The organism is Deltaproteobacteria bacterium (genome assembly GCA_016235345.1).
GTDB lineage: Bacteria > Desulfobacterota > Desulfobacteria > Desulfobacterales > Desulfatibacillaceae > JACRLG01.
Window position 1 is genome coordinate 158,060 of record JACRLG010000011.1, and the last position, 20,521, is coordinate 178,580.

18 protein-coding genes and 1 tRNA gene are annotated in these 20,521 nt (G+C 58.3%); 8 read left to right on the top strand and 11 right to left on the bottom strand.

All coding sequences use genetic code 11. The features are described from left to right. Positions 1-26: 26 nt before the first annotated feature. Complete coding sequence (gene groL / locus HZB23_06035; GenBank protein MBI5844210.1) at positions 27-1,685, top strand: chaperonin GroEL; 1,659 nt, start codon at positions 27-29, stop codon at positions 1,683-1,685. 350 nt (positions 1,686-2,035) lie between these two features. On the opposite strand, the gene HZB23_06040 is transcribed toward groL, so the two are convergent. The 4 genes from HZB23_06040 to HZB23_06055 form a co-directional block, all read right to left on the bottom strand. Beyond that, positions 2,036-2,890, bottom strand: coding sequence for a hypothetical protein (locus HZB23_06040; GenBank protein MBI5844211.1), 855 nt, complete (start codon positions 2,888-2,890; stop codon positions 2,036-2,038). 113 nt (positions 2,891-3,003) lie between these two features. Further along, positions 3,004-3,702: a hypothetical protein gene (locus tag HZB23_06045; GenBank protein MBI5844212.1), complete on the bottom strand. Its 699-nt coding sequence runs from the start codon at positions 3,700-3,702 to the stop codon at positions 3,004-3,006. A 34-nt stretch (positions 3,703-3,736) separates the two neighbouring features. After that, entirely contained in the window at positions 3,737-4,471 is a 735-nt protein-coding gene (locus HZB23_06050; protein ID MBI5844213.1) for a hypothetical protein, read from the bottom strand. Positions 4,472-4,498: 27 nt separating this feature from the next. Then, positions 4,499-5,401: an alpha/beta hydrolase gene (locus HZB23_06055; GenBank protein ID MBI5844214.1), complete on the bottom strand. Its 903-nt coding sequence runs from the start codon at positions 5,399-5,401 to the stop codon at positions 4,499-4,501. A 166-nt stretch (positions 5,402-5,567) separates the two neighbouring features. Between HZB23_06055 and HZB23_06060 the strand changes: the two genes are divergently transcribed. The 3 genes from HZB23_06060 to HZB23_06070 all read left to right on the top strand — a co-directional run bounded on the left by HZB23_06060 (position 5,568) and on the right by HZB23_06070 (position 8,006). Further along, a tRNA-Val gene (locus HZB23_06060) sits at positions 5,568-5,642 on the top strand. A 253-nt stretch (positions 5,643-5,895) separates the two neighbouring features. Continuing rightward, positions 5,896-6,879, top strand: a complete 984-nt coding sequence (locus HZB23_06065) for an ArsA family ATPase (protein ID MBI5844215.1) — start codon at positions 5,896-5,898, stop codon at positions 6,877-6,879. Beyond that, on the top strand, positions 6,879-8,006 hold the full coding sequence (locus tag HZB23_06070; protein MBI5844216.1) for an ArsA family ATPase: 1,128 nt from the start codon (positions 6,879-6,881) through the stop codon (positions 8,004-8,006). The genes HZB23_06065 and HZB23_06070 overlap by 1 nt, the downstream gene beginning before the upstream one ends. 103 nt (positions 8,007-8,109) lie before the next feature. Here HZB23_06070 and HZB23_06075 read toward each other — a convergent pair whose 3' ends face one another. Continuing rightward, the gene (locus HZB23_06075; protein MBI5844217.1) at positions 8,110-8,475 is read right to left on the bottom strand and encodes a DUF2304 domain-containing protein; all 366 of its coding nucleotides are present in this window, start codon (positions 8,473-8,475) and stop codon (positions 8,110-8,112) included. Between the two features lie 151 nt (positions 8,476-8,626). Between HZB23_06075 and HZB23_06080 the strand changes: the two genes are divergently transcribed. From HZB23_06080 to HZB23_06095, 4 genes are all read left to right on the top strand, one after another. Further along, on the top strand, positions 8,627-9,376 hold the full coding sequence (locus tag HZB23_06080) for a glycosyltransferase family 2 protein (GenBank protein ID MBI5844218.1): 750 nt from the start codon (positions 8,627-8,629) through the stop codon (positions 9,374-9,376). A 2-nt stretch (positions 9,377-9,378) separates the two neighbouring features. Then, entirely contained in the window at positions 9,379-9,897 is a 519-nt protein-coding gene (locus HZB23_06085; GenBank protein ID MBI5844219.1) for a PocR ligand-binding domain-containing protein, read from the top strand. Between the two features lie 162 nt (positions 9,898-10,059). Beyond that, positions 10,060-10,992 (top strand): ABC transporter ATP-binding protein, encoded by a 933-nt coding sequence (locus tag HZB23_06090; GenBank protein ID MBI5844220.1) that lies wholly within the window; start codon positions 10,060-10,062, stop codon positions 10,990-10,992. Positions 10,993-11,047: 55 nt separating this feature from the next. After that, on the top strand, positions 11,048-12,451 hold the full coding sequence (locus tag HZB23_06095; GenBank protein ID MBI5844221.1) for a hypothetical protein: 1,404 nt from the start codon (positions 11,048-11,050) through the stop codon (positions 12,449-12,451). Between the two features lie 57 nt (positions 12,452-12,508). On the opposite strand, the gene HZB23_06100 is transcribed toward HZB23_06095, so the two are convergent. The 6 genes from HZB23_06100 to HZB23_06125 all read right to left on the bottom strand — a co-directional run bounded on the left by HZB23_06100 (position 12,509) and on the right by HZB23_06125 (position 20,071). Then, complete coding sequence (locus HZB23_06100) at positions 12,509-13,981, bottom strand: hypothetical protein (GenBank protein ID MBI5844222.1); 1,473 nt, start codon at positions 13,979-13,981, stop codon at positions 12,509-12,511. 28 nt (positions 13,982-14,009) lie between these two features. Continuing rightward, positions 14,010-16,289, bottom strand: a complete 2,280-nt coding sequence (gene clpA, locus HZB23_06105) for an ATP-dependent Clp protease ATP-binding subunit ClpA (GenBank protein ID MBI5844223.1) — start codon at positions 16,287-16,289, stop codon at positions 14,010-14,012. A 1-nt stretch (position 16,290) separates the two neighbouring features. Beyond that, a complete protein-coding gene (gene clpS / locus HZB23_06110) occupies positions 16,291-16,605 on the bottom strand; it encodes an ATP-dependent Clp protease adapter ClpS (protein ID MBI5844224.1) in 315 nt (104 codons plus the stop codon). 207 nt (positions 16,606-16,812) lie between these two features. After that, entirely contained in the window at positions 16,813-17,481 is a 669-nt protein-coding gene (locus HZB23_06115; protein ID MBI5844225.1) for a TrkA family potassium uptake protein, read from the bottom strand. Further along, positions 17,478-18,839 (bottom strand): hypothetical protein, encoded by a 1,362-nt coding sequence (locus tag HZB23_06120; protein MBI5844226.1) that lies wholly within the window; start codon positions 18,837-18,839, stop codon positions 17,478-17,480. Before HZB23_06120 ends, HZB23_06115 begins: the two co-directional genes overlap by 4 nt. Positions 18,840-18,913: 74 nt before the next feature. Continuing rightward, the gene (locus HZB23_06125) at positions 18,914-20,071 is read right to left on the bottom strand and encodes an acyl-CoA dehydrogenase family protein (protein MBI5844227.1); all 1,158 of its coding nucleotides are present in this window, start codon (positions 20,069-20,071) and stop codon (positions 18,914-18,916) included. Between the last annotated feature and the right edge of the window lie 450 nt (positions 20,072-20,521).

Sequence of the window (20,521 nt, forward strand, 5' to 3'; positions counted from 1 at the left end):
TACCTATAAAAGGAGTTTCAGAGAACATGGCAGCCAAGGAAATCAAGTACGATATGAAAGCAAGGGAGCTCATGCTGAACGGCGTGCGCACCCTGGCCGAAGCGGTAGCAGTCACCCTGGGCCCCAAGGGCCGCAACGTCCTTATCGACAAGGCCTGGGGCTCCCCCACCGTCACCAAGGACGGCGTCACCGTGGCCAAGGAAATCGAGCTTGAAGACAAGTTCGAGAACATGGGCGCGCAGATGGTGAAGGAAGTGGCCTCCAAGACCAGCGACACCGCTGGCGACGGCACCACCACCGCAACCGTGCTCGCACGCGCCATCTACGAGGAAGGCATCAAGCTGGTGGTTGCGGGCAACAACCCCATGTCCATCAAGCGCGGCATCGACGCGGCCTGCGGCATCTGCGTAAAAGAGCTTCAGAAGATGAGCAAGCCCACCAAGGAGCAGAAGGAAATCGCCCAGGTGGGAACCATCTCCGCGAACTCCGACGAGACCATCGGCAACATCATCGCCGAGGCCATGAACAAGGTGGGCAAGGAAGGCGTCATCACCGTCGAAGAAGCCAAGAGCATGGAAACCACCCTGGAAGTGGTGGAAGGCATGCAGTTCGACCGGGGCTACATCTCCCCCTATTTCGTCACCGATTCCGAGAAGATGATCGTCTCTTTGGAAGACCCCTACATTCTCATCAACGAGAAAAAGGTCTCCAACATGAAGGACCTGCTGCCGATCCTGGAGCAGATCGCCCGCATGAACAGGCCCCTTCTCATCGTGGCCGAAGACATCGAAGGCGAAGCCCTGGCAACGCTCGTTGTCAACAAGCTGCGCGGAACCCTCCAGGTTGCGGCTGTGAAAGCCCCGGGCTTCGGCGACCGCCGCAAGGCCATGCTTGAGGACATCGCCATTCTCACCGGCGGCCAGGTCGTCAGCGAAGACCTCGGCATCAAGCTCGAAAGCATCTCCATCGCAGACCTTGGCAAGTGCAAACGCATCACCATCGACAAAGACAACACCACCATCGTTGACGGCGCAGGCGCGCGCTCATCCCTCGAAGCCCGCGTGAAGCAGATCCGCGCACAGATCGACGAAACCACCTCCGACTACGACCGCGAGAAGCTCCAGGAGCGCCTGGCGAAGCTCATCGGCGGAGTCGCCGTAATCAACGTCGGTGCGGCCACCGAAAGCGAAATGAAGGAAAAGAAGGCCCGCGTTGAAGACGCCCTTAACGCCACCCGCGCCGCAGTTGAAGAAGGCATCGTACCGGGCGGCGGCGTGGCCCTGGTCCGCTGCGTGGAAGCCCTGGCCAAGGCCAAGTTGAAGGGCGACGACAAGATCGGCCTTAGGGTCGTGATGAAGGCCATCGAAGCCCCCTTGCGCATGATCGCCAGTAACGCCGGAATGGAAGGCGCGGTTGTGCTTGAAAAAGTCAAGGCGGGCGAAGGCCCCTTTGGCTACAACGCCCAGACCGACGTTTACGAAAACCTTCTGGACGCCGGCGTCATCGACCCCACCAAGGTGGTCCGCCTTGCGCTTCAGAACGCCTGCTCAGTGGCCGGGCTCATGCTCACCACCGAGGCCATGATCGCCGAAAAGCCCGAAGACAAGAAGGACATGGCCATGCCTGGCGGTATGGGCGGCATGGGTGGGATGGGTGGCATGGGCGGCATGGGCGGCATGATGTAATAAGACCGTCCAAAAACGCGAATCGCGGTGTCAGAGCAAAGCGGGCGGGTCGTCATGTACGGCAAGTACTATTCCTTCCCGCCCGCTTCCCTCTTCCTTGCATTTCATCGTTTTTATCCAGTCTTTTGCTCGGTATAAAACCGCATGTTTTGTTTATTGCGGATAGATACAAGAAAGCCCCCGCCGGGATATTCCCGGAGGGGGCTTTGTTTGTTCATCGGCGCACTAATTCCGTTCTGCTTTGATCGGTCACCCTGCTGTGGGTGGCCCCGGCAACTCGTTGCCGGGGTGCGAAGCACAAGAGGTCAACCGGCGCGGATTTATGACAATCGCTATAATACAGTTAGCCATTAGGGGCGTTCATCTTCCATACGAAGCAGGAAATCCCGGCAGCCAACTGAAGTGAAAATTCGCAATATAAGGTCGACACAATCAGGCCAATTGGCTCCCTTTGTGTTAAGTCCAAAGTGAGCAGAACAATACCCGCCCGGGAAGAGCTTTTCAAATTCGGGAAATACATGTAGATATTGGCCCGTCGGTAACTTCGTTGAATCCACCATAGGAATTGACGTAGAATGTTTAATACAGTACGCATGATTGACTGGTGGTGTAGAAATAATACCGAGGCGGAAATCACCGGGGTTGTAAGTAATTGAAGACGAGTTATAGATCGATATTTTTATATTTGGTCTCTGATTTTGGCCCCTTTTCACTATTACACATCCTGAGGCAAGTGGCTGAGTTTCATGAAATATCTCAAGCCCAATTTCAGTACGTACAGTTCGATCAGCTTCAAAAGCGAAATGCTTTATCCGCTTGGCCAACTCTGGACGCAATTCTTTTATCTGCGAGTTGTATACAATATGAAGAAAATGCTTGAGATCAAAAGGTATATCCTCAGCTCGCTGAGTCAGCAAAATAACAACTTTACCCAAGGCGTGTGCATAGCCGACCTCATAAAATACATTTGGATTTCTTGCAGTCATATCAGCGACAATTATATCAGCCCGTGATATCTGGTTGTAAATGCGATCAAGCATTGATCCGGGAAAAATCTGCTCATCAACACGTTCGCAATATACGCCAACCTCTTCACATGCGCCTTTGATTCCATACTCGTATATATCATCGAAGCTCTTATCAAAGGGCATCAATACAAAGCAGAACGGCTTGGGGCTTGTTTGGGTGGTTTGCATTTCTTCCATGGCAGGCACCTTACCGAAAGTGTTAACTCCCTTATATCCAATCTATAATTTCATGTCCAGCACAATATTTTGTATCGGCGCACTATAGAAAGCACAAAAATGGATACCCTTTCTTATTGCTGGGATAGCGGAATGTAAAATCTGGCCTTTTTGGTTCCAGGGTCGATTATCTTGTGCACGCCCTTATAGCCGATGCCAATAACTTTTTTTGTCAGTTCGAATGATTCCTTCTCCCATATTACAGGCTTATGCTCCTTGCTTATTGTCAAAACCAAGCCCGAAGAGCATTGCGACCAGCTATCGGATGCCTCACAGCCGGGGTACACCAATATTTTGTCCTTGTCGAATTTGAGGGGAGGCGCATAGACTTCAAGAGTCTTGGCTATGGCGATTTTTTTGGCATCCACGAATACCAAATACGTCATTGAACCGGAGTAGCAATCGAATAACAGAGTATCTGTGCTATCATGGTAATAAACTGCGGACACCAGTTCAATATCAAGAGTTCCAACCTTGCCCGACTCCGTGTCTTTAACTGTTACAGGCCCTTCCCAACTTTCATGTTCGTCAACTTTGGTCGAAGTGGCCTTTTCACCCCCTGCAGGATACATCATTGTAACTTCATAATGCTTGATATGGCCGACCGATTGAATGACGGGCCTGGCCATGACGTGGGTAAATTGAAGCCTTGTGAATGATGATCTGGGCTCGCTCTTTACTTTTGACGCAGATTCGCAATAGGCATTAGTGCTTAATACCAGGGACATGGCGATGGCCGTGGAAATCAAGATCAGGCAATACGGCCTTTTCATGGCTGTCCATCCTTGTTTAGAGGTTGCCAACCGGCTAAAAATTCTCCCGAAACTCTTTCCAGGCGATGTCCGGCACCATGTCGAAGGGGGGGTAGAAGCGCCCGTGACGAGAGTAGAGACCGTAAACAATGGTGAAGGGCTTCCGGTAGAAGGGGTTCATGGCGGCGGCGTAGGTTTTGGAATAGATGATCTGGCGGCTTTCGGCGTCTTGGGCCATGTGGGCCAGGGACACCGGGAAGCCCTTGGCGTCCAAGGATATAAAGGGCGCGTTGGGGTCAACCAGTATCCAGCCCTTTGAGGTTTTGACCTCGGTCACCGCGTGGGAGGCCGCGCCGGGCTTCATGAGCACGGCGAGCGCCGATGATCTTTCGCTTTTAAGGGTGTACAGCGCCGCGTGGCGCACGGTGAAGCCGTAAGCGCGGAAGATTTTTTCCAAAAGGCGGCTTCTGTCGTAGCAGAGCCCGGAGCGGGAGCGCAGAAGGTTGACCGGCTCCCGGCACATGTTTAAGGGCACCCCCTCGTTTCCGGGCACCGCCTCCAGAACCGCCGCCTGGACAGCCCCAAGAAAGGCGATCTGCCGGTCGTAAGGGGTGGGGCCGGAAGGCAGCCGGGTGAGGCCGCTTTCCGCCATGAAGCTCGCAATGGCGGCCCGGTCAGCCCTTGTTACGGACGTATCCACCCTGTGGCTGAAAAAGACAAAAACAGCCCCCGCCGAAAGCAGGACCCAAAGAACCAGGGCCGCAGTCAGGAGCTTTTTCGTCCTTGTCATGTGAACGTTTTCCCCGCATAAGGTCGCTTATTTGGAAAAAAACCTCGCCACGGCCCGGCCCACCTTCTTGGGGTATTCCAGGAGCACGAAGTGGGTCCCAAACGGCAGGTGAAGGGTCTCAACGTTTTTCAGCTTCTTTTTCATGCGCTTTGAAAGGTAGGCCGGGGTGAGAAAATCCAGGCCGCCGTAAATTATAAGGGTGCGGTGGGGGATGTTTTTCAGGTGATGAAAGGAATAATGGGCGTCAAGCTCCTGGAACAGCCTGAGATAATTGAAGAAGCTCTCGCCCAGCACGTCTTCCATATAGACTTCCAGGATGTCTTTTATGCGCGGGTTGCGGCGCACAGCCCCGTAGAGGGCCCCAAGGGGGCGGATGATGGACTTGGACCCGGCGACGCTGGTTACGAGCCTGGCCGCCCTGGGATGCTCGCGGGCGGTATCGATGGCAAAATGCAGCAGGTGATCCACACCCGGCACGGTGCCCAAGGGCTGGAACCCGGTCATGAGCGCCCGTCCGTAGGTGCCGTTTATGAGCACCATGCTTTCCAGGTTTTCAGGGTACAGGACGGCGAACTCGAGCGCCACCTGGACCCCCATGGACCAGCCCACCAGCTTCACCTTGTCTATGCCCTCGGCGTCCATCACGGCCTTCAAGTCGCGGGCGTGGTTGGGGATGGAAAGGTGCCGGATTTTCTTTGGAGAGCCGGACTCGAAAAGCCCCCGGTAATCCCAGGTGATTATGCGGTGGTCCTTCATGATGGCCTCCACGATGGGCTGGAAGGAGTAGAGCCGCCCTCCAAGGCCGTTGGCGAAGGCCACCACGCTCTTTTTTTTGTCGTCCCCAAGGGTCATGTAGCGAAGGGGCACGTCATCAGGGGTGACAACGGTCTTGTGAACTATATCCTTGTCCCATTCGGGCCGCCAGGTCATGTCCGGTCTCTCCGTTTGAAGGTTCATTTTTTTACAGCGAGAAAATCATATTTGCCGTGTTGGAGCCTGCAAGTCAAGGCTTTAGAGCATCGGGCTTTCAAAGGCGCGTTTCCGGCTCGGTTTTTCTTGACATGGTACGTTCATGGGTGTAGAAGTCGCCCATTAAAGGCACGTAGCTCAGGCGGAGAGCGCTACCCTGACACGGTAGAAGTCGTTGGTTCAAATCCAATCGTGCCTACCAGAATTGAAGAGGGGGGGTTATGGCGCGGCCGTAACCCCCTTTTTTGGTTCAATACAGCCTGTCTAAAAACGCGAATTGCTGTGTCGTGCTTCAAAGCCAATTCCGTCACGTACATTTAGTACGCTTGACTCATTGGCTTTTCGCACTCCTTGCACTTCATCGTTTTTATCCAGGCTTCGTATCCAGCCTTTTTCAACGGGCTGATAAGGCCGACGGCCCGAAAAGCCCATCACAAGCCACAACTGGAGCCGCCTTGAAGGTCGCCGATCTGTTCAAAAAGCGCATCGCCTTCATGACCGGCAAGGGAGGCGTCGGCAAGACCACCGTGTCCGCCGCCCTGGCCCTGGCCGCCCGCGACATGGGGAAGAACGTCCTATTGGTGGAAGTGGACGAATCCCCCACCCTTCGCTACATTTTCAACCGCGAAATCCCGGTTTACAAGGAAATCACCGTTGCCGAGCGCCTGACGGTGCTCACCCTCGACCCGGACAAGGCCCTCGAAGAGTACGTGATCCTCCAGATAAAGGTGGCCATGGCCGCCCGGATGATCCTCAATAACCGCATCTTCCAGTACTTCATGCAGGCGGCCCCCGGCTGGCGTGAACTGGTCACCGTGGGGAAAATCTGGTACGAGTTTCAGCAGACTACAGGACGGGGCCGCGACAAGCGCCCGCGCTACGACATGATAGTGGTGGACTCCCCGGCCACCGGCCACGGCGTCAGCTTCCTCAAGGTTCCCTCGGTCTTTCTGAACATCTTAAAAATCGGCTGGATGCAGGGACAGGCGGGCGATCTTCAGAAAATGCTCACAGACGGCGACACCACCGTGTTGAACGTGGTGACGCTTCCCGAGGAAATGCCGGTGAACGAGGCCGCCGCCATGCGCGAAATGGCACAAAAGCACCTTGGCATGACCCTTGGCGTCACCTTCGTGAACGGGGTCCACGAGGCCCTGTTCGACGCGGCGGATGATTCGGGCCTTCAGAAGCTCAAAGACGACGCAGAGGCCATGGAAAGGCTGGCCTCCATCTTCCCGGACCGGGCGGAGGCGCTTTTTTCGGCGGAGAGCGACAGGAGGCTTCGGGCAGGGCTTTCCAGGCATTACCTCGACCAGGCCAACGAGAGAATCGGGCCGCCTTTGGTTTCCCTTTCCCACCAGCACATGGGCAGGGTCGACTTCGACGGCGTGAAGATAATGGCCGCCGCCATCAAAAAAGCCGCTGACGGAGGCATGTGATGCGGCTTAAAAAACTGATGGCCGAAAAGGAGATAATCGTCTGCTGCGGGGCGGGCGGTGTGGGGAAGACCACGGTTTCCGCGTCCCTGGCCCTCTCGGCTGCGGTAAGCGGCAAGAAGGTCCTGGTCTGCACCATCGATCCCGCCAAGCGCCTGGCCGACTCCCTGGGCCTGACGGAGCTGGGCAACAGCGAAACCCGCATTTCAGCCGATGTTTTCGAAAAAGCGGGAATAGAGCCTGCGGGCGAGCTTTGGGGCATGATGCTGGACTCCAAGACCACCTTTGACGAGCTGATCCTTCGCATAGCCCCCACCCCGGAGGCCGGGGCGAGAATCCTGGCCAACTCTTTTTATCAGAACATCACCACGGCCCTTGCGGGCAGCCAGGAGTTTTCCGCCACGGAAAAGCTCTTCGAGCTGGCCGGGCGCAGGCAATACGACCTCATTGTCCTGGACACCCCGCCCACCCGGCACGCCCTTGATTTTCTGGACGCCCCCACAAGGCTCACGGCCTTTCTGGACGCAAGGGTCATCCAGTGGTTCGTCAAGCCCTATCTTTCTGCGGGCAAGGCAGGCTTCAAGTTCATCAATTCCTCGGCCCAGATGATGTTCAGGCTCCTGGAAAAGGCCACCGGGCACCAGACAATGGCCGACATCGCGGATTTCTTCCTGGTCTTCGAGGGGCTCACGGACGGGTTCCGGGCGCGCGCGGCCAAGGTGCGGGCCCTGATGAGTTCGCCGGTGACTGCCTTCGTGCTGGTCACCTCCCCCCAATCGCCGTCGCTGATGGAGGCCCGCTACTTCCTGGAACGCCTGGTGGCGGAAAACATGCCCCTGGGCGAGGTGGTCTTCAACCGGGTCTGCTTCCCCCCCACCGACCTTTCAGCCGAAACGGTCACAGCCCTTGGCCGCGAGGCCTGCGCCGCCCTTCCCCGGCACGAGCAGACAATCAAGGCCCTGGTGGCCAATCTTAGGCTTTCCATGGTCCTTGCCGAGGCAGACAAGCGCTCCGTCCGCCGCTTTCTGGCCGAGGCCGGGGACGGCGTGGGCGACGTGCGCATCCCGCACCTCAAAACCGACGTCCACGATCTGGCGGGCCTGTGGGAAATCGCCAAATACCTGGTGTAGAAGCCTGTCTAAAAACGCGAATAGCTGTGTCAGGCTGGCTTGCTCTTCATCGTTTTTATCCAGGCTTCATATCCGGCCTTTTACCGCAGGCAGTTGAACTCAACTATTCCGATTTCTCGGCAGATTCCTGCGGGGCTGCGCCCTTTTCCTCCAGGATGGCGACCACCTGGGCCAGCCGCCGCACCTCGTCCGTGAGGCCCGAAATCCTTATGGAAAAATGAAGGTTCAGAAGCACCAGGAACAACATGCCGCACAGAAACAGCGTGGTGGTAGGCAGGACTGCCCCTATGAGGGCGGTGAGAAAGACCAGGGAGTCGTAATACACCACAAGCCCTATGATGGCGCATCCAGTGGAAAGCCACAGCCAGCTGTATTCCTCCCGAAGTTTCCGGGTGTAAACAAGGCGCAGTATCACGAAGAATATGGCGATACCGATGGACAGGGCGAAAATCTTCTGGCGCGGAGTCATGCTCCCCCCTTTTTTGATTGACTTTTAAGGCCCTTAAGGCTTTTGAACTTCCGATATACCAAATAGCCGACACTAAGGCCAACGAAAAGAGATTCTTCCAATTACCGGCAAAGGAAACCGGAAAAGCCCATCCGGGATATTTTTCAAGCAAATGGAAGAAAAAATCCATAACGAGCCCCCAAAAACCCTGGTGGTGATACCGGCCTTCAACGAACAGGGCCGGGTTGGCGGTGTGGTGCGACGGGTGCGCCTTGCCGCGCCTTTCGCCCAGGTTCTCGTGGTGGATGACGCAAGCTGCGACAAAACCGGGCAGGAGGCCCGCGAGGCCGGGGCCAGGGTCATCCGGCACCCCTTCAACCTGGGTTACGGGGCTGCCGTGAAAACAGGCCTTCTGGTTGCGCGGGCCGAGAATTTCCACTTCGTGGTGCACATGGACGGCGACGGCCAGCACGAGCCGGACTCCATGGCGGGGCTTCTGGACGCGGTGCGGGAGGGCGGCGTGGACGTCGCCATAGGAAGCCGGTTTCTGGGCGGGGGCTCCTACCGGGTTCCCCTCCTGCGCAGGGCCGGAATGCTGATCTTCGGGCGCATCGTGTCCGTGGCAACCGGACGCCGCCTCACCGACCCCACCTCCGGCTTCGCGGCCCTAAGCCGCCGCGCCGTCAGCCTGTTCTGCCAAAGCGATCACTACCCTGCGGACTTTCCCGACGCGGACGTCATCATAATGGCCCACAGGGCGGGCCTTAAGGTCAGCGAGTCGCCGGTTAAAATGTACGAGAGCCCGCCGGAAAAAAAGTCCATGCACGACGGCCTTGCGCCCCTCTATTACGTCTTCAAGATGTTCCTCAGCGTATTCCTGGCGCTTGTGCGGGAAAAGCCGCCGGAAAACCGGGATTTGTGAACATGAAGCTGACCGATCTCATGCCGGAAGATGACTGGGCCGCGCTGGAAGACGAGCTTACCGCCCGCTTCGGGCTCCAGTCCACCGCGTACAACCCGGACGGGTTCAGCGTAACCGGGCGCAGCGTTTTTGTGAGCCGCCTGTGCGAGGCCCTCAAAAGCCGTCCCACAGCGCTTTCCACCATCTGCGCCGCCGCAAACTTGAACTTCATGGCCGAGGCGAAGGCCACCGGCTGCGCCGTAATCGCCGAGTGCGACGCGGGGCTTGTGAAGGTGGCGGTCCCGGTTTTCGTGGATGGCCTGTTCCTGGGCACGGTGGGCGGATGCGGAAAACTGCCCGAAGGAGGCGAGGCGGAGGAATTCCTCATCGCAAAGACCACCGGCCTGACAGAAGGCGAGGTGACCTGCCTGTGCCGGGACACGGGCGAGGTCGGAAGGGAAAAGCTTAAGGAAATGGCCGGTTTCATAACATCCAGGCTGGCGGAAATTCTAAGCCGCGCGAAAAATTCCGGGCGGATATGACCGATGACGACTGGTCCGCCCGGTCCGTCCCGCCCAAGTCCTTGCCTTTTGTTTTTCCCGGATGATACAATTGCCATGCGCCCGAAAAATTTTGCGGCGCGCCAATCGCGGGCAAAATTGGCTGACCGGAACCCGTCAGCCGGAAAGACGAAGGACCCTTCCTTGATAGAAGTGGATCATCTCACCTACGAGTACCCCGGCCTTCGCGCCTTGGACGACGTGTCCTTCACCGTGCGGGAAGGCTCCATAACGGCCCTCGTTGGCCCCAACGGCGCGGGCAAGACCACCCTTTTGCGGTGCATGGCCGGCCTTTCCTGCCCCTATTCGGGCCGAATCAGGCTTGCCGGGGTGGACGTGGTGGAAAACCCCAGGCTTTGCCACAGGCTGGTGGGCTATCTGCCGGATTTTTTCGGCCTTTACGACAAGCTCACCGTGAGCCAGGCCCTCACCTACTTCGCCATGGCCCACGGGGTTGAAAGGCGGGAGATAGGCCTTCGGGTGACCAGGGTGCTGGAGGAGGTGGACCTTTTCCAAAAGGCGCGGGAGCAGGTGGGCGGTCTTTCGCGGGGTATGCGCCAGCGCATGGCCCTGGGCCAGGCCCTCGTGCATGACCCGCCGGTGCTTCTTCTGGACGAGCCCGCATCCGGCCTTGACCCCGAAGCAAGAAAGGCCCTTTCGGACCTTCTGGTGAACCTGAATGCCCGTGGCAAGACCATAATCGTCTCGTCCCACATCCTGGCGGAACTTGACGAGTACGCCACCGAGCTTCTCATCATCCGCAACGGGGCCCTGGTAAAAAACCTCTCCGAGGAAGGCATCGAAGGATTCGATCCGCCAAGGCTGATTTACGTGGGGGTGCTTTCCGCCGAAAACGGCCTCCTGGACAGGGTGAAGGACCTGGAGGGCGTCAGCCGGGCCGAAGTTTCGGGAAAAAGGCTGGTACTGCGGTTTTCCGGCGGAGAGGAAAAATACCCGGCCCTTATCGCGGCGCTTCTTGCGGCGGGAGCGCCCGTCACAAGTTTTTACGAGGAGCGCGGCGGGGTTCAGGAACAGTATCTCAAAACAATGGCCAACCTGAAAAAGCCGGATCATTAAGCGGAGCATGGAACCGACCCCTGCCCCCTCAACAAGAGCCTGTCCAGGATAAAACATGTTTTCAGACAACCCCGAATTCCGGCGCAACCTCTGGCTCTCGGCCACGCCCACGTCCCTTGCGGTGATACCCTCTCTGGTGGGCCTTGTTCTGCTCACCATTTTTTACTCCGCAGACGACCTTGAGAATTTTTACAGTATAGCCATCTATCTGGGCGTGATGGCGCTTTCAGTCGATCTCCTCCTGGTGGGGTCGAGGGCGGTGACCGAGTCCATCGCGGGTGAGGTTTCGGCCCGCACCTGGGACAGCCAGCGCATGACCTCGCTTTCGCCCCTTCAGATGACCGTGGGGAAACTTTTCGGCAGCACCATCTTGTGCTGGTACGCCGGGGCCATCATCGCGGCAGTGATCCTTCTGGCCTCGCTTGGGCAGGGGACCCCCGGCAAGGGGTTTATCGTCATCCTCAACTGCACCCTTGTGGGGCTTTTCGTGCAGGCGGTGTGCGGGGTGGCGGTTCTTTCCGAGATGCGGCGCGCCCCACAGAGCGCGGGCGCCCGCCACTCCGGGCTTTACCTCATAATCGCCGTGATCCTGCTTTTCCAGTACATGCCGACGGCCCTCATGTTCATCGGCAAAGACGGCGCAGGCTCCGCCCGGAGCATGGCCATTGTCCACTGGTTCGCAACCGAAATGACACTTTCGGAATTTCAGACCTTCACCTACGCCATTTTCGCATTCTGGGCGGTTTATGGGCTCTACCGCAACATGCGCGCCGAACTCCTTCTGGAAAACGGCCCCTTTGCCTGGCTCTTCTTTCTTCTCACCTGCATGGTTTACATGGCAGGGTTCTTTACCGACCCCGGAACACCTGCAGCCATCTCAAACGGGCTTCTCGTCGCATTTTTTACGGCGGCGTTCTGGAGCTACGTGATGGCCCTTGTGGAGCCCAAGAATATCGTGGAGTTCAAACGGCTTGCCGAAAAAATGAAAGCGGGGGACAAGAAGGCCTTTTCCGAGAGGGTTCCGCTCTGGGCGGTGTCCCTTTCAACTGCCGCCACGGCCTGTGTGGTAACGGCCGTCCTGACCGGGCTGCCCGACCGGCCCACGGGATCGGGCTCAGGCCTTTTGAACTCCGCCACCCTGTTCAAAGCCGACCCGGTTTTCCCCCTAAGCCTTTTTTGCTTTCTCGCAAGGGATATAGGGCTGATCTGCTTCTGGCACATGAAGCCCAACCCGAAAAGGCCCGATCTGGCATTTTTCGTAACTATTATTGTGGCTTACGCCATCTTGCCGCTTCTCGTATACGCGGGGGGCAAAAATTCCGCGCTGCTTGGGCTTTTCGTTCCGGTGTTCGAGGGGCCTGTCGTTTTCCGCCTGGCTCCGGTTATGCTCCAGGCCCTTGGAATCTGGTACATGGCCAAAAAGAGGTTCGACGCCTTTGTCCTCTCATCGGTAAAATAAGCGCAAAAAGGCCCGTTTCCCTCGATGTTTCGGGCAAGCGGGCCTTTTTGCGCCGCCTTACCGGGCCGGGACGAAAAGGACGGTTCCCCCGTCCTGCCACCCGGTTTTCCAGCCGGGCTCCCTTTCCATGTTGAAATGAACCGGGCTCCCCTTTCGGGCAAGCACCATGTCCGGCGGGTGATCCGTCAGAAATTGCCTCCATCCCCCGCCCCCTTCGGAAAAGCGGAAGGCGGAATCCCTCGCATCTTGCGGAAAGACCGTCTCGCAGCGCCCGTCGAGGCCCGTCAATATCCTGTCTCCCAGCATGAAGCCCAGAAATGCCCCCCAGGGGTAGTCGGCGGCGATCTTTCCGGAAAGCCCGGACTCCAGGGCGTAGCTTACGAAGCCCGTGGGATAGCAGGAACCGGTTTCATCAGGCGATACGGGCTCGCTGCAGGGAACGAGGGCGAGTTTAAGGGGCGAGCCGTAAAGCCCCGGATGGGTGAGGCCGAAGCCATGCTGGAAGTAGATTATGAAGGCGAATGGAAGATAGGCCGCGCCCAGAAACACAGGCATCAGGCGCTTTTTGAAGGAGGCGGATCCCCATAAGTCCGAAAGGGCGGCCCCTCCGTAAACGGCCAGCGCCAGGGCGAAGAGGGCCATGTGCCTAACGTGCAAAACCCCCATGACATAAAGGGCCGAAAGCACCAGCACGGGGGCCGTGTCCCGTCTCAGGCGGGAGGCGAACAGGACGGCGGTGAACGCGCCCGCCACGATATAGGCCCAGACGCCCCACAGGTTCACGCCCAGGGCCAGGGATTGGGGGATGGAATACCACTCCATTATCCTGGCGTCGGGGGAGGCCGCGTGAAGGAGCACGTTGGTCCAGAGCGCGAGGCCGTATGGGTTGGCCAGGGTGGCGAAAAATCCGGTTGCCAGGATGATCAGAAAGGGGCGCACCGGCTTTTTTCGGACCAGGGCCGCCGCCCCGTAAAGCCCCGCCGCCCCGAACCCGACGGGAAAACCGCCGTGCAGGCTGGCCCACAGGCCGAAAAGCGGAACCAGGGCCAGGCCCGCGCCGAGACGTCCGCTCTTTCTCACCTCCTCAAGAACGATCAGGGTGAGAACAAGAAAGAGGAAGGTGAAAACCTGGGCCCTTATTGTTCCGAAGCTGGAATAGACAAGGCATCCGGCCCCAAGGACGACGATCATCGAGGCCGCGCGCCCGCCCCCCCTTCTAACGGCCCCGAAAAAGGCCAGGCCGGCGGTCAGAAGCCCCGTGAGCATCTTCCACGCCTGGAGCCCGTTCGGCCCGAAGGAGTCGTACACCGCGTAAAAGGCGACGCCCGAAAGCCACTCGTGAAAGACCCAGACATCTTTGGCGGGAAGGTAGGAAAAAACGTCGTGGAAGAGAAAACCCCGGCCCTTCCAGAACTCGCGTCCGAAGTTGAGATAAATGAAGGTGTCGTAATCGGCCCGGTTGTCGGAAAACCCGGCCAGCAGAAGAAAAATGACGCCTCCGGCAAGGGCGGCCCGCCCGGCTATTTTCATGGGGAAAACCGCTCAAGGGCGGCCATTTTCATTCCATGGCCCCCTTTTCCGGGACGCCTTTGGGGGCCGCGCCCTCGAAGTTCAGGGCTATGCCCTTTTCGTCAAGGCCGATGAAGACGACCCCGCCCTTTTGAAGCTGGCCGAAGAGCATGGCGTCGGCAAGGGGGTCTTTTATCACCGACTGGATCAGCCGGGCCAGGGGCCTTGCCCCAAACTTGGGGTCATGGCCGTCTTTGGCCAGGCGCGCACGGGCTTCGGGGGATAGAACCGCCGTCACCTTCCGGGCCGCAAGCTGGCCGGAAAGCTCGCCCATGGCCTTGTCCACGATCATTTCCATCACCGGGAGCGACAGGGGCGAAAAGCCGATAATGGAGTCCAGGCGGTTGCGGAATTCCGGGGAAAAGACCTTTTCCACGGCCTTCTTGCCCTTGTGGGCGGCGTCCGTTCCTCCCGAAAAGCCGATGGTGGCCGAATCCATCTCGCGCGCACCGGCGTTACTGGTCATGATGAGTATGACGTTTCTGAAATCCGCCTTCTTGCCGTTATGGTCGGTTAAGGAGGCGTGGTCCATGACCTGAAGGAGGATGTTGTAGACGTCCGGGTGGGCCTTTTCCATCTCGTCCAGCAAAAGCACGCAGTGGGGATTTTTCGTCACCGAATCCGTGAGAAGCCCGCCCTGATCGAAGCCCACGTAGCCCGGAGGAGCGCCTATCAGGCGGGACACCGTGTGCTTTTCCATGTACTCGCTCATGTCGAAGCGCAAAAACGCGATGCCCAGGGTTTCCGCAAGGCGCACGGCGGCCTCGGTCTTCCCGACGCCTGTGGGGCCAACGAACAGAAAGGAGCCCACGGGCCTCTTGGGGTCGCAAAGGCCCGCGCGGCTCCGCTTTATGGCCGTGGCAAGGGCCGAAAGGGCCTCGTCCTGGCCGAACACCACGGATTTGAGGCTTTCCTCAAGGGCGGCCAGCCGCTGTTTGTCCGAGCTGGACACGCTCCTTGCCGGAATCTTGGCCATGCGGGCCACCACCTCCTCCACGTCGCGGGTGCGCACCACCGGCTTCTTTCGCCCGGAAAGCACCACGCTGGCCCCAGCCTCGTCCAGGACGTCTATGGCCTTATCGGGCAAATACCTGTCGTTCACGTGGCGGGCCGAAAGAACCGCGCAGGCTTCCACGGCCTTATCCGTGTAGGTAACCTTGTGGTGCTTTTCGTAAAGGGATTTCAGGCCCTTCAAAATCTCCACCGTGTCTTCCACTCCGGGCTCGGATATGACGATCTTTTCAAAGCGCCGTGAGAGCGCCCGGTCCTTCTCGAAGTGGTTGCGGTATTCCTCGTAGGTGGAGGAACCTATGCACTTAAGCTCCCCGCTTGCAAGCACGGGTTTCAAGATGTTGGAGGCGTCCATGGAGCCGCCGGACGTGGCCCCGGCCCCCACTATGGTATGTATCTCATCTATGAACAGTATCGCGTTGGGGCGGGCCTTCACCGCGTTGATCACGGCCTTCAGGCGCTCCTCGAACTCGCCCCGGAACTTGGTCCCGGCAAGGAGCCCGCCCAGGTCAAGGCAGAAGATTTCAGCATTCTTCAAAAATTCCGGCGAGTTGCCCTTTTCGATCAAAAGCGCAAGGCCCTCGGCCAGGGCGGTCTTGCCCACCCCCGGCTCGCCCACGAAGATGGGGTTGTTCTTGCGCCTCCTGCAGAGCACCTGCTGGGTGCGCAAAAGCTCGCTCTCGCGGCCTATAAGGGGGTCGATCAGGCCCTTTGCCGCCTTTTCGGTGAGGTTCGCCGTGTAGAGGGCAAGGGGGTCGCGCTCCCTGGGAGAGGCCCCGCCCTCGTTTTCGGAGCCCATGAGCTCCTCCCAGGAATCCTGGTCTAACACCTTGGAAATATGGTGGGAGATGTAATTTAGAACGTCCAGCCGGGTTATGCCCTGGGATCGAAGGATGTGAAGGGCGTGGGAGTCACGCTCGTGGAAGATGGAGGCCAACACGTCGCCAACGGATACCTCGGTCTTTCCCGATGACTCCACGTGCTTTATGGCCCTTTGCAGGACCCTGTGGAAGCCTATGGTCTGGGCCAGGGGGTAGTCGTCGTTTCCCGGAAGGCTCTCCAGCTTCTCCGAGAAGAAATCCTCCAGAGCCTCGTTTACGGCCTCCACGTCACCGCCGCAGTGGGTGACGATCTCTATGCCCGATTCCTCGTGGAGAATGGCCCAGAGCACGTGTTCCACGCACAGGTACTCGTGCCGCCTTTTTCTGGCCTGCTCCATGGCGGAGGCCATCGCGTGTTCCAGATCCTTGGCTAACATTTCACTCAGGCTCCATGGTGCATTTTAGGGGAAAACTCTCCTCGCGGGCCAACTGGTGCACGGCGATTATCTTGGTTTCGGCGATTTCAGCCGGATAGACTCCGGCCACGCCGATTCCCTCGTGATGCACCGCAAGCATTATACGAACCGCGTCGTCAATGGACTTGCGGAACACGGTGATCAGAACGTGAACCACGAAATCCATGGTGGTGTAGTCGTCGTTGTGCAGCATCACCTTATACAGGGGCGGCTCTTTGGCTTCCTGCCTTGTGGAGGAAAGCACCGCTCCCCGCGCATCTTCGCCATACCGGGGCATGGGGTTAAAGCTCCTTCGACTTGTTACCCTTCGATGAACCCCCTTTCGGCCGCCAGGGGGAAGCTCTTCCATTGGGTCTTCATCATAGTAAATACGGCGGGGCCAAAAATCAAGTGCCACGGCGCGGGGCGGCATATTTGAAGGCGGCGGCGTCCCTTTCCGAAAAAGCGGGGCGGCCATATTTTCCCAAGGCAGACGGCTTAAGGTTCAGGCCCGGTCGGCTATGCTGCGGAGCTTTTCCACGTCGGCCTGGCGGCCAAGCACGATGAGCTTGTCAGTGGCGCTGATAACGGCTTCGGGCGACACCAGAACGTTCACCTCGCCGGACGCGCTTTTCACGGCCATGATCTGGATGCTGTAACGGCGCCTCAAATCGAGTTCCATTATGGTTTTTCCGGCAAAGGCCCGGGGAACCAGGATTTCCATGACCGCGAAGTCGCCGGTAAGGGGCAGGTAGTCCAGGATGTTGGGAGCGCCCAGGCTGTGGGCGATCTTCACGGCCATTTCCCTTTCAGGGGAAACCACCTGGTTGGCCCCCACCTTTTCCAGCACCTTCCGGTGGTCGTCGTTGGCCGCCTTGGCTATAACCAGGGGCACGCCAAGCTCTTTCAAGTACATCACGGCAAGCACGCTTCCGGCCAGGTTGTCGCCCATGCTCACGACCGCCACGTCCAGGTTGGCGAAGCCGAGGTCGGCGAGAACGTCCTTCTGGGTGCAGTCGGCCACCACCGATTTTTCCGCGTATTCGCCCGCAGCCTGCACCAAATCCCTCGAGCGGTCCAGGGCGATGACCTCCCAGCCGGTCCTGAAAAGCTCCCGCACCACGTTCAGGCCGAACGCGCCGAGTCCTATGACCCCCGCCTTCATTGCTTTCATCCTATCATCACCTTTTCATGGCTGAATGAGTATCCGCCCTTGGCCTGGCTCTGCTTCACGAAGGACGCCAGGGTGAGCGGCCCCAGACGCCCCACGAACATGAGGCCCACCAGCACCAGCTTTCCGAACGAGGAAAATTTCGGGGTGGCGTTCATGGACAAGCCCACCGTACCGAAGGCCGAAACGCATTCGAATATGTATGGAAGCACATAAACCCGGCTTTTTTCAACGGGCGTAAAGGCCAACTCGCCTATCATGAGAAGCATGAACCCGGTGGCCACCACAAGGGCGGACGCCACAATAACCGCCATTGCGCGGGCCACGGTCTGGGGGGTGATGGTGCGGTTCATGGCCGTGGGCTCCTGCCTCCCTATCAGGTAGGAGCGGATGAGGGCGAAAAATACGGCAAAAGTGGTGGTTTTAATGCCGCCTCCGGTGGAGCCCGGCGAAGCGCCTATGAACATCAGGGCTATCATGACGAGTATCGAAGCGTTGCTGAAGGCCGCGATGTCCACCGTGTTGAACCCGGCGGTGCGGGTGGAGACGGACTGGAAAAGCGAGGCGAGAACCTTTTCGCCAAGTGTGAGCCCGGAAAGCGCCCTGTTGTAATCCAGGAAAAACAGAACCGCAGCGCCTCCGAAAATAAGGGCGGCGCTCGTGAAACACGCCAGCTTTGCGTGAAGCGACAGCCTCCGGCGCTCCCTTCGCCCTTCCGGGGACAAATAGGTGCGCCAAAGCTCGTACAGGACGAAAAAACCAAGGCCGCCGATTACGATGAGGCACATGGTAACGAGATTAACCCCAATGCTTGCCTTGTAAGTCATCAGGTTGTCTGGAAAAAGCGAAAATCCGGCATTGCAGAAGGCCGACACCGCGTGAAAGGCGGCCTGGAAAACCGCTTCCGAAAAAGGCGCGCGGCCCGCGAAGGAGACCAGATATACCAGAAAGCCCATGAATTCAACGCCGACGGTGAAGGCGATTATGGAAAGCAGGAGGCCGGGAATGTTTTTCATGGGCGAGTGGGAAAAGACCTCGCCTGCCAGGTTGTACTGGCTGACCGACAGTTTCTTGCCCATCATGAGCAGAATGACCGTGGAAAAGGTCATGATCCCAAGGCCGCCCAACTGGATCAGGCCCATTATCACCCAGTGCCCGGCGCGTGTGAAAACAGTGCCCGTGTCCACCACGGCCAGGCCGGTTACGCATACTGCGGAGGTGGATGTGAAAAGGGCGTCAACGAAACTTATGCCCTTATGGGTCATGGGCGGCAGCATGAGCGAGAAGGTGCCGACCAGGATAAGCAGGCCGAAGGAGGCGGTGAGCTGCCTGTGGGTGGAAATTTTGCGGGCGCGGTTCATGGGAGGCGAAAATAACAGCGGCAGGGGCTTTTGTCCATATCAAAAGCCCCTGCCGCCTCCAAACCGGGAAAAACCTATTTCAGCTTGCCAATAACCGAGCTTGCGATGGTGTTCTTCTGGATTTCCTTGGTGCCCTCGTAGATTTCGGTGATCTTGGCGTCGCGGTAGAAGCGTTCCACGTCGTACTCGGCCATGTAGCCGTAGCCGCCGTGAAGCTGGATGGCCTCGTCCGCAACCTCCACAGCCGCCCTGGCCGCAGCCATTTTGGCCATGCTTGTGAGCTTGGGATCAATGCGGCCCTGGTCGTAGTTCCAGGCGGCCTTGTAGGTCATGAGCCGCGCCATTTCTATCTTGGTGGCCATGTCCGCCAGCTTGTGCTGGGTGATCTGGAACTCGGCCAGCTTTTTCCCGAACTGCACCCTCTGCTTGGTGTAGGCCAAGGCCCGGTCAAAAGCGCCCTGGGCCGTTCCAAGAGCCTGGGCCGCGATGAGTATCCGGCTCTCGTCGAAAAACTCCAGAACCTGATAAAAACCCTTGCCCTCGGTGCCGATGAGGTTCTTTAACGGCACCCTGACGTCCTTGTAGCTGACCTCGCCGGTGTACATCATGCGGATGCCCATTTTCTCGCCAACGGTCTGGACCGAGATTCCCGGGGTGTCCGCCGGAACCAGAATCATGCTGATGCCGCGATACATGGGCTGGGCCGTGGCGTCGGTCTGGGCCAGGGTGACGTAGAAGCCCGCCAGCGGCCCGGCGTTGGTTATGAAGGTCTTGGTGCCGTTGATGACCCAGGAGTCGCCGTCCTTCACCGCGACGGTGTCCAGGCCCGTGATGTCGCTGCCGCGCCCCGGCTCGGTGAAACAGCCGCAGGAAAGGCACTTGCCCTCGGCAACCTTTGGGAGCCACTCGGCCTTCTGCTCCTCGCTGCCAAACCTCAACACGCACTCCGAGGCGAAACTCGCCAGAATGATGCAGGCCCCGATGGTGGAGTCGGCGCGGCAAAGCTCCTCCGCCACCAGGATGTTCTCCATCACACCGTAATTCTGGCCGGAATACTTTTCAGGATAATGAAGCCCCACCATGCCCAGGTCGCAAGCCTTTTTCCAGATTTTGACCGGATATTCGTGCTTGGAATCAAGTTCACGGGCAAGGTCCTTGTCGAACTCGCCCTTGGCGAAATCACGAGCGGCCTTGACCAGATTGGTCTGCTCCTTGGTCAGTTCAAAATCCATTCTTTTCGCTCCTTATTCTGATGCCCTTTAGGACCTTTGTGAATTCATCCCCCAGGTTTTCCGACGGCCTTGAATCCGAAACTTCCTCCGGGTGCAAGGCGGTCGCGCCGCGAAGCCCGAACTATACCCGACTTCACGGTCAATTGAAACAAAAAAGAAAAACAGGAAAAGCAAAGGCAAAAGCAGCCTCCGGCGGCTGGGGGAGCTGCGCTCCCCCAGACCCCCTTTTATCGGGTCCTTGGAGTTGGAATTGCTGCGCCATTCCAACTCCAAGGACAGGTTTGAGACTTCACCCCAAGTGCAACGCCGCCTGACAAGGGCTTTCCCAACTTTCCCTACCGGCAGTACCAGGGTGATCACAAGCGATGAGCCGGCGTCCCCTATAAATCCATCTTTCGCCGCCCGCAATTACGGCACGCGGCTGAAGTCCTGAAAGCGATGAAGTGCAAG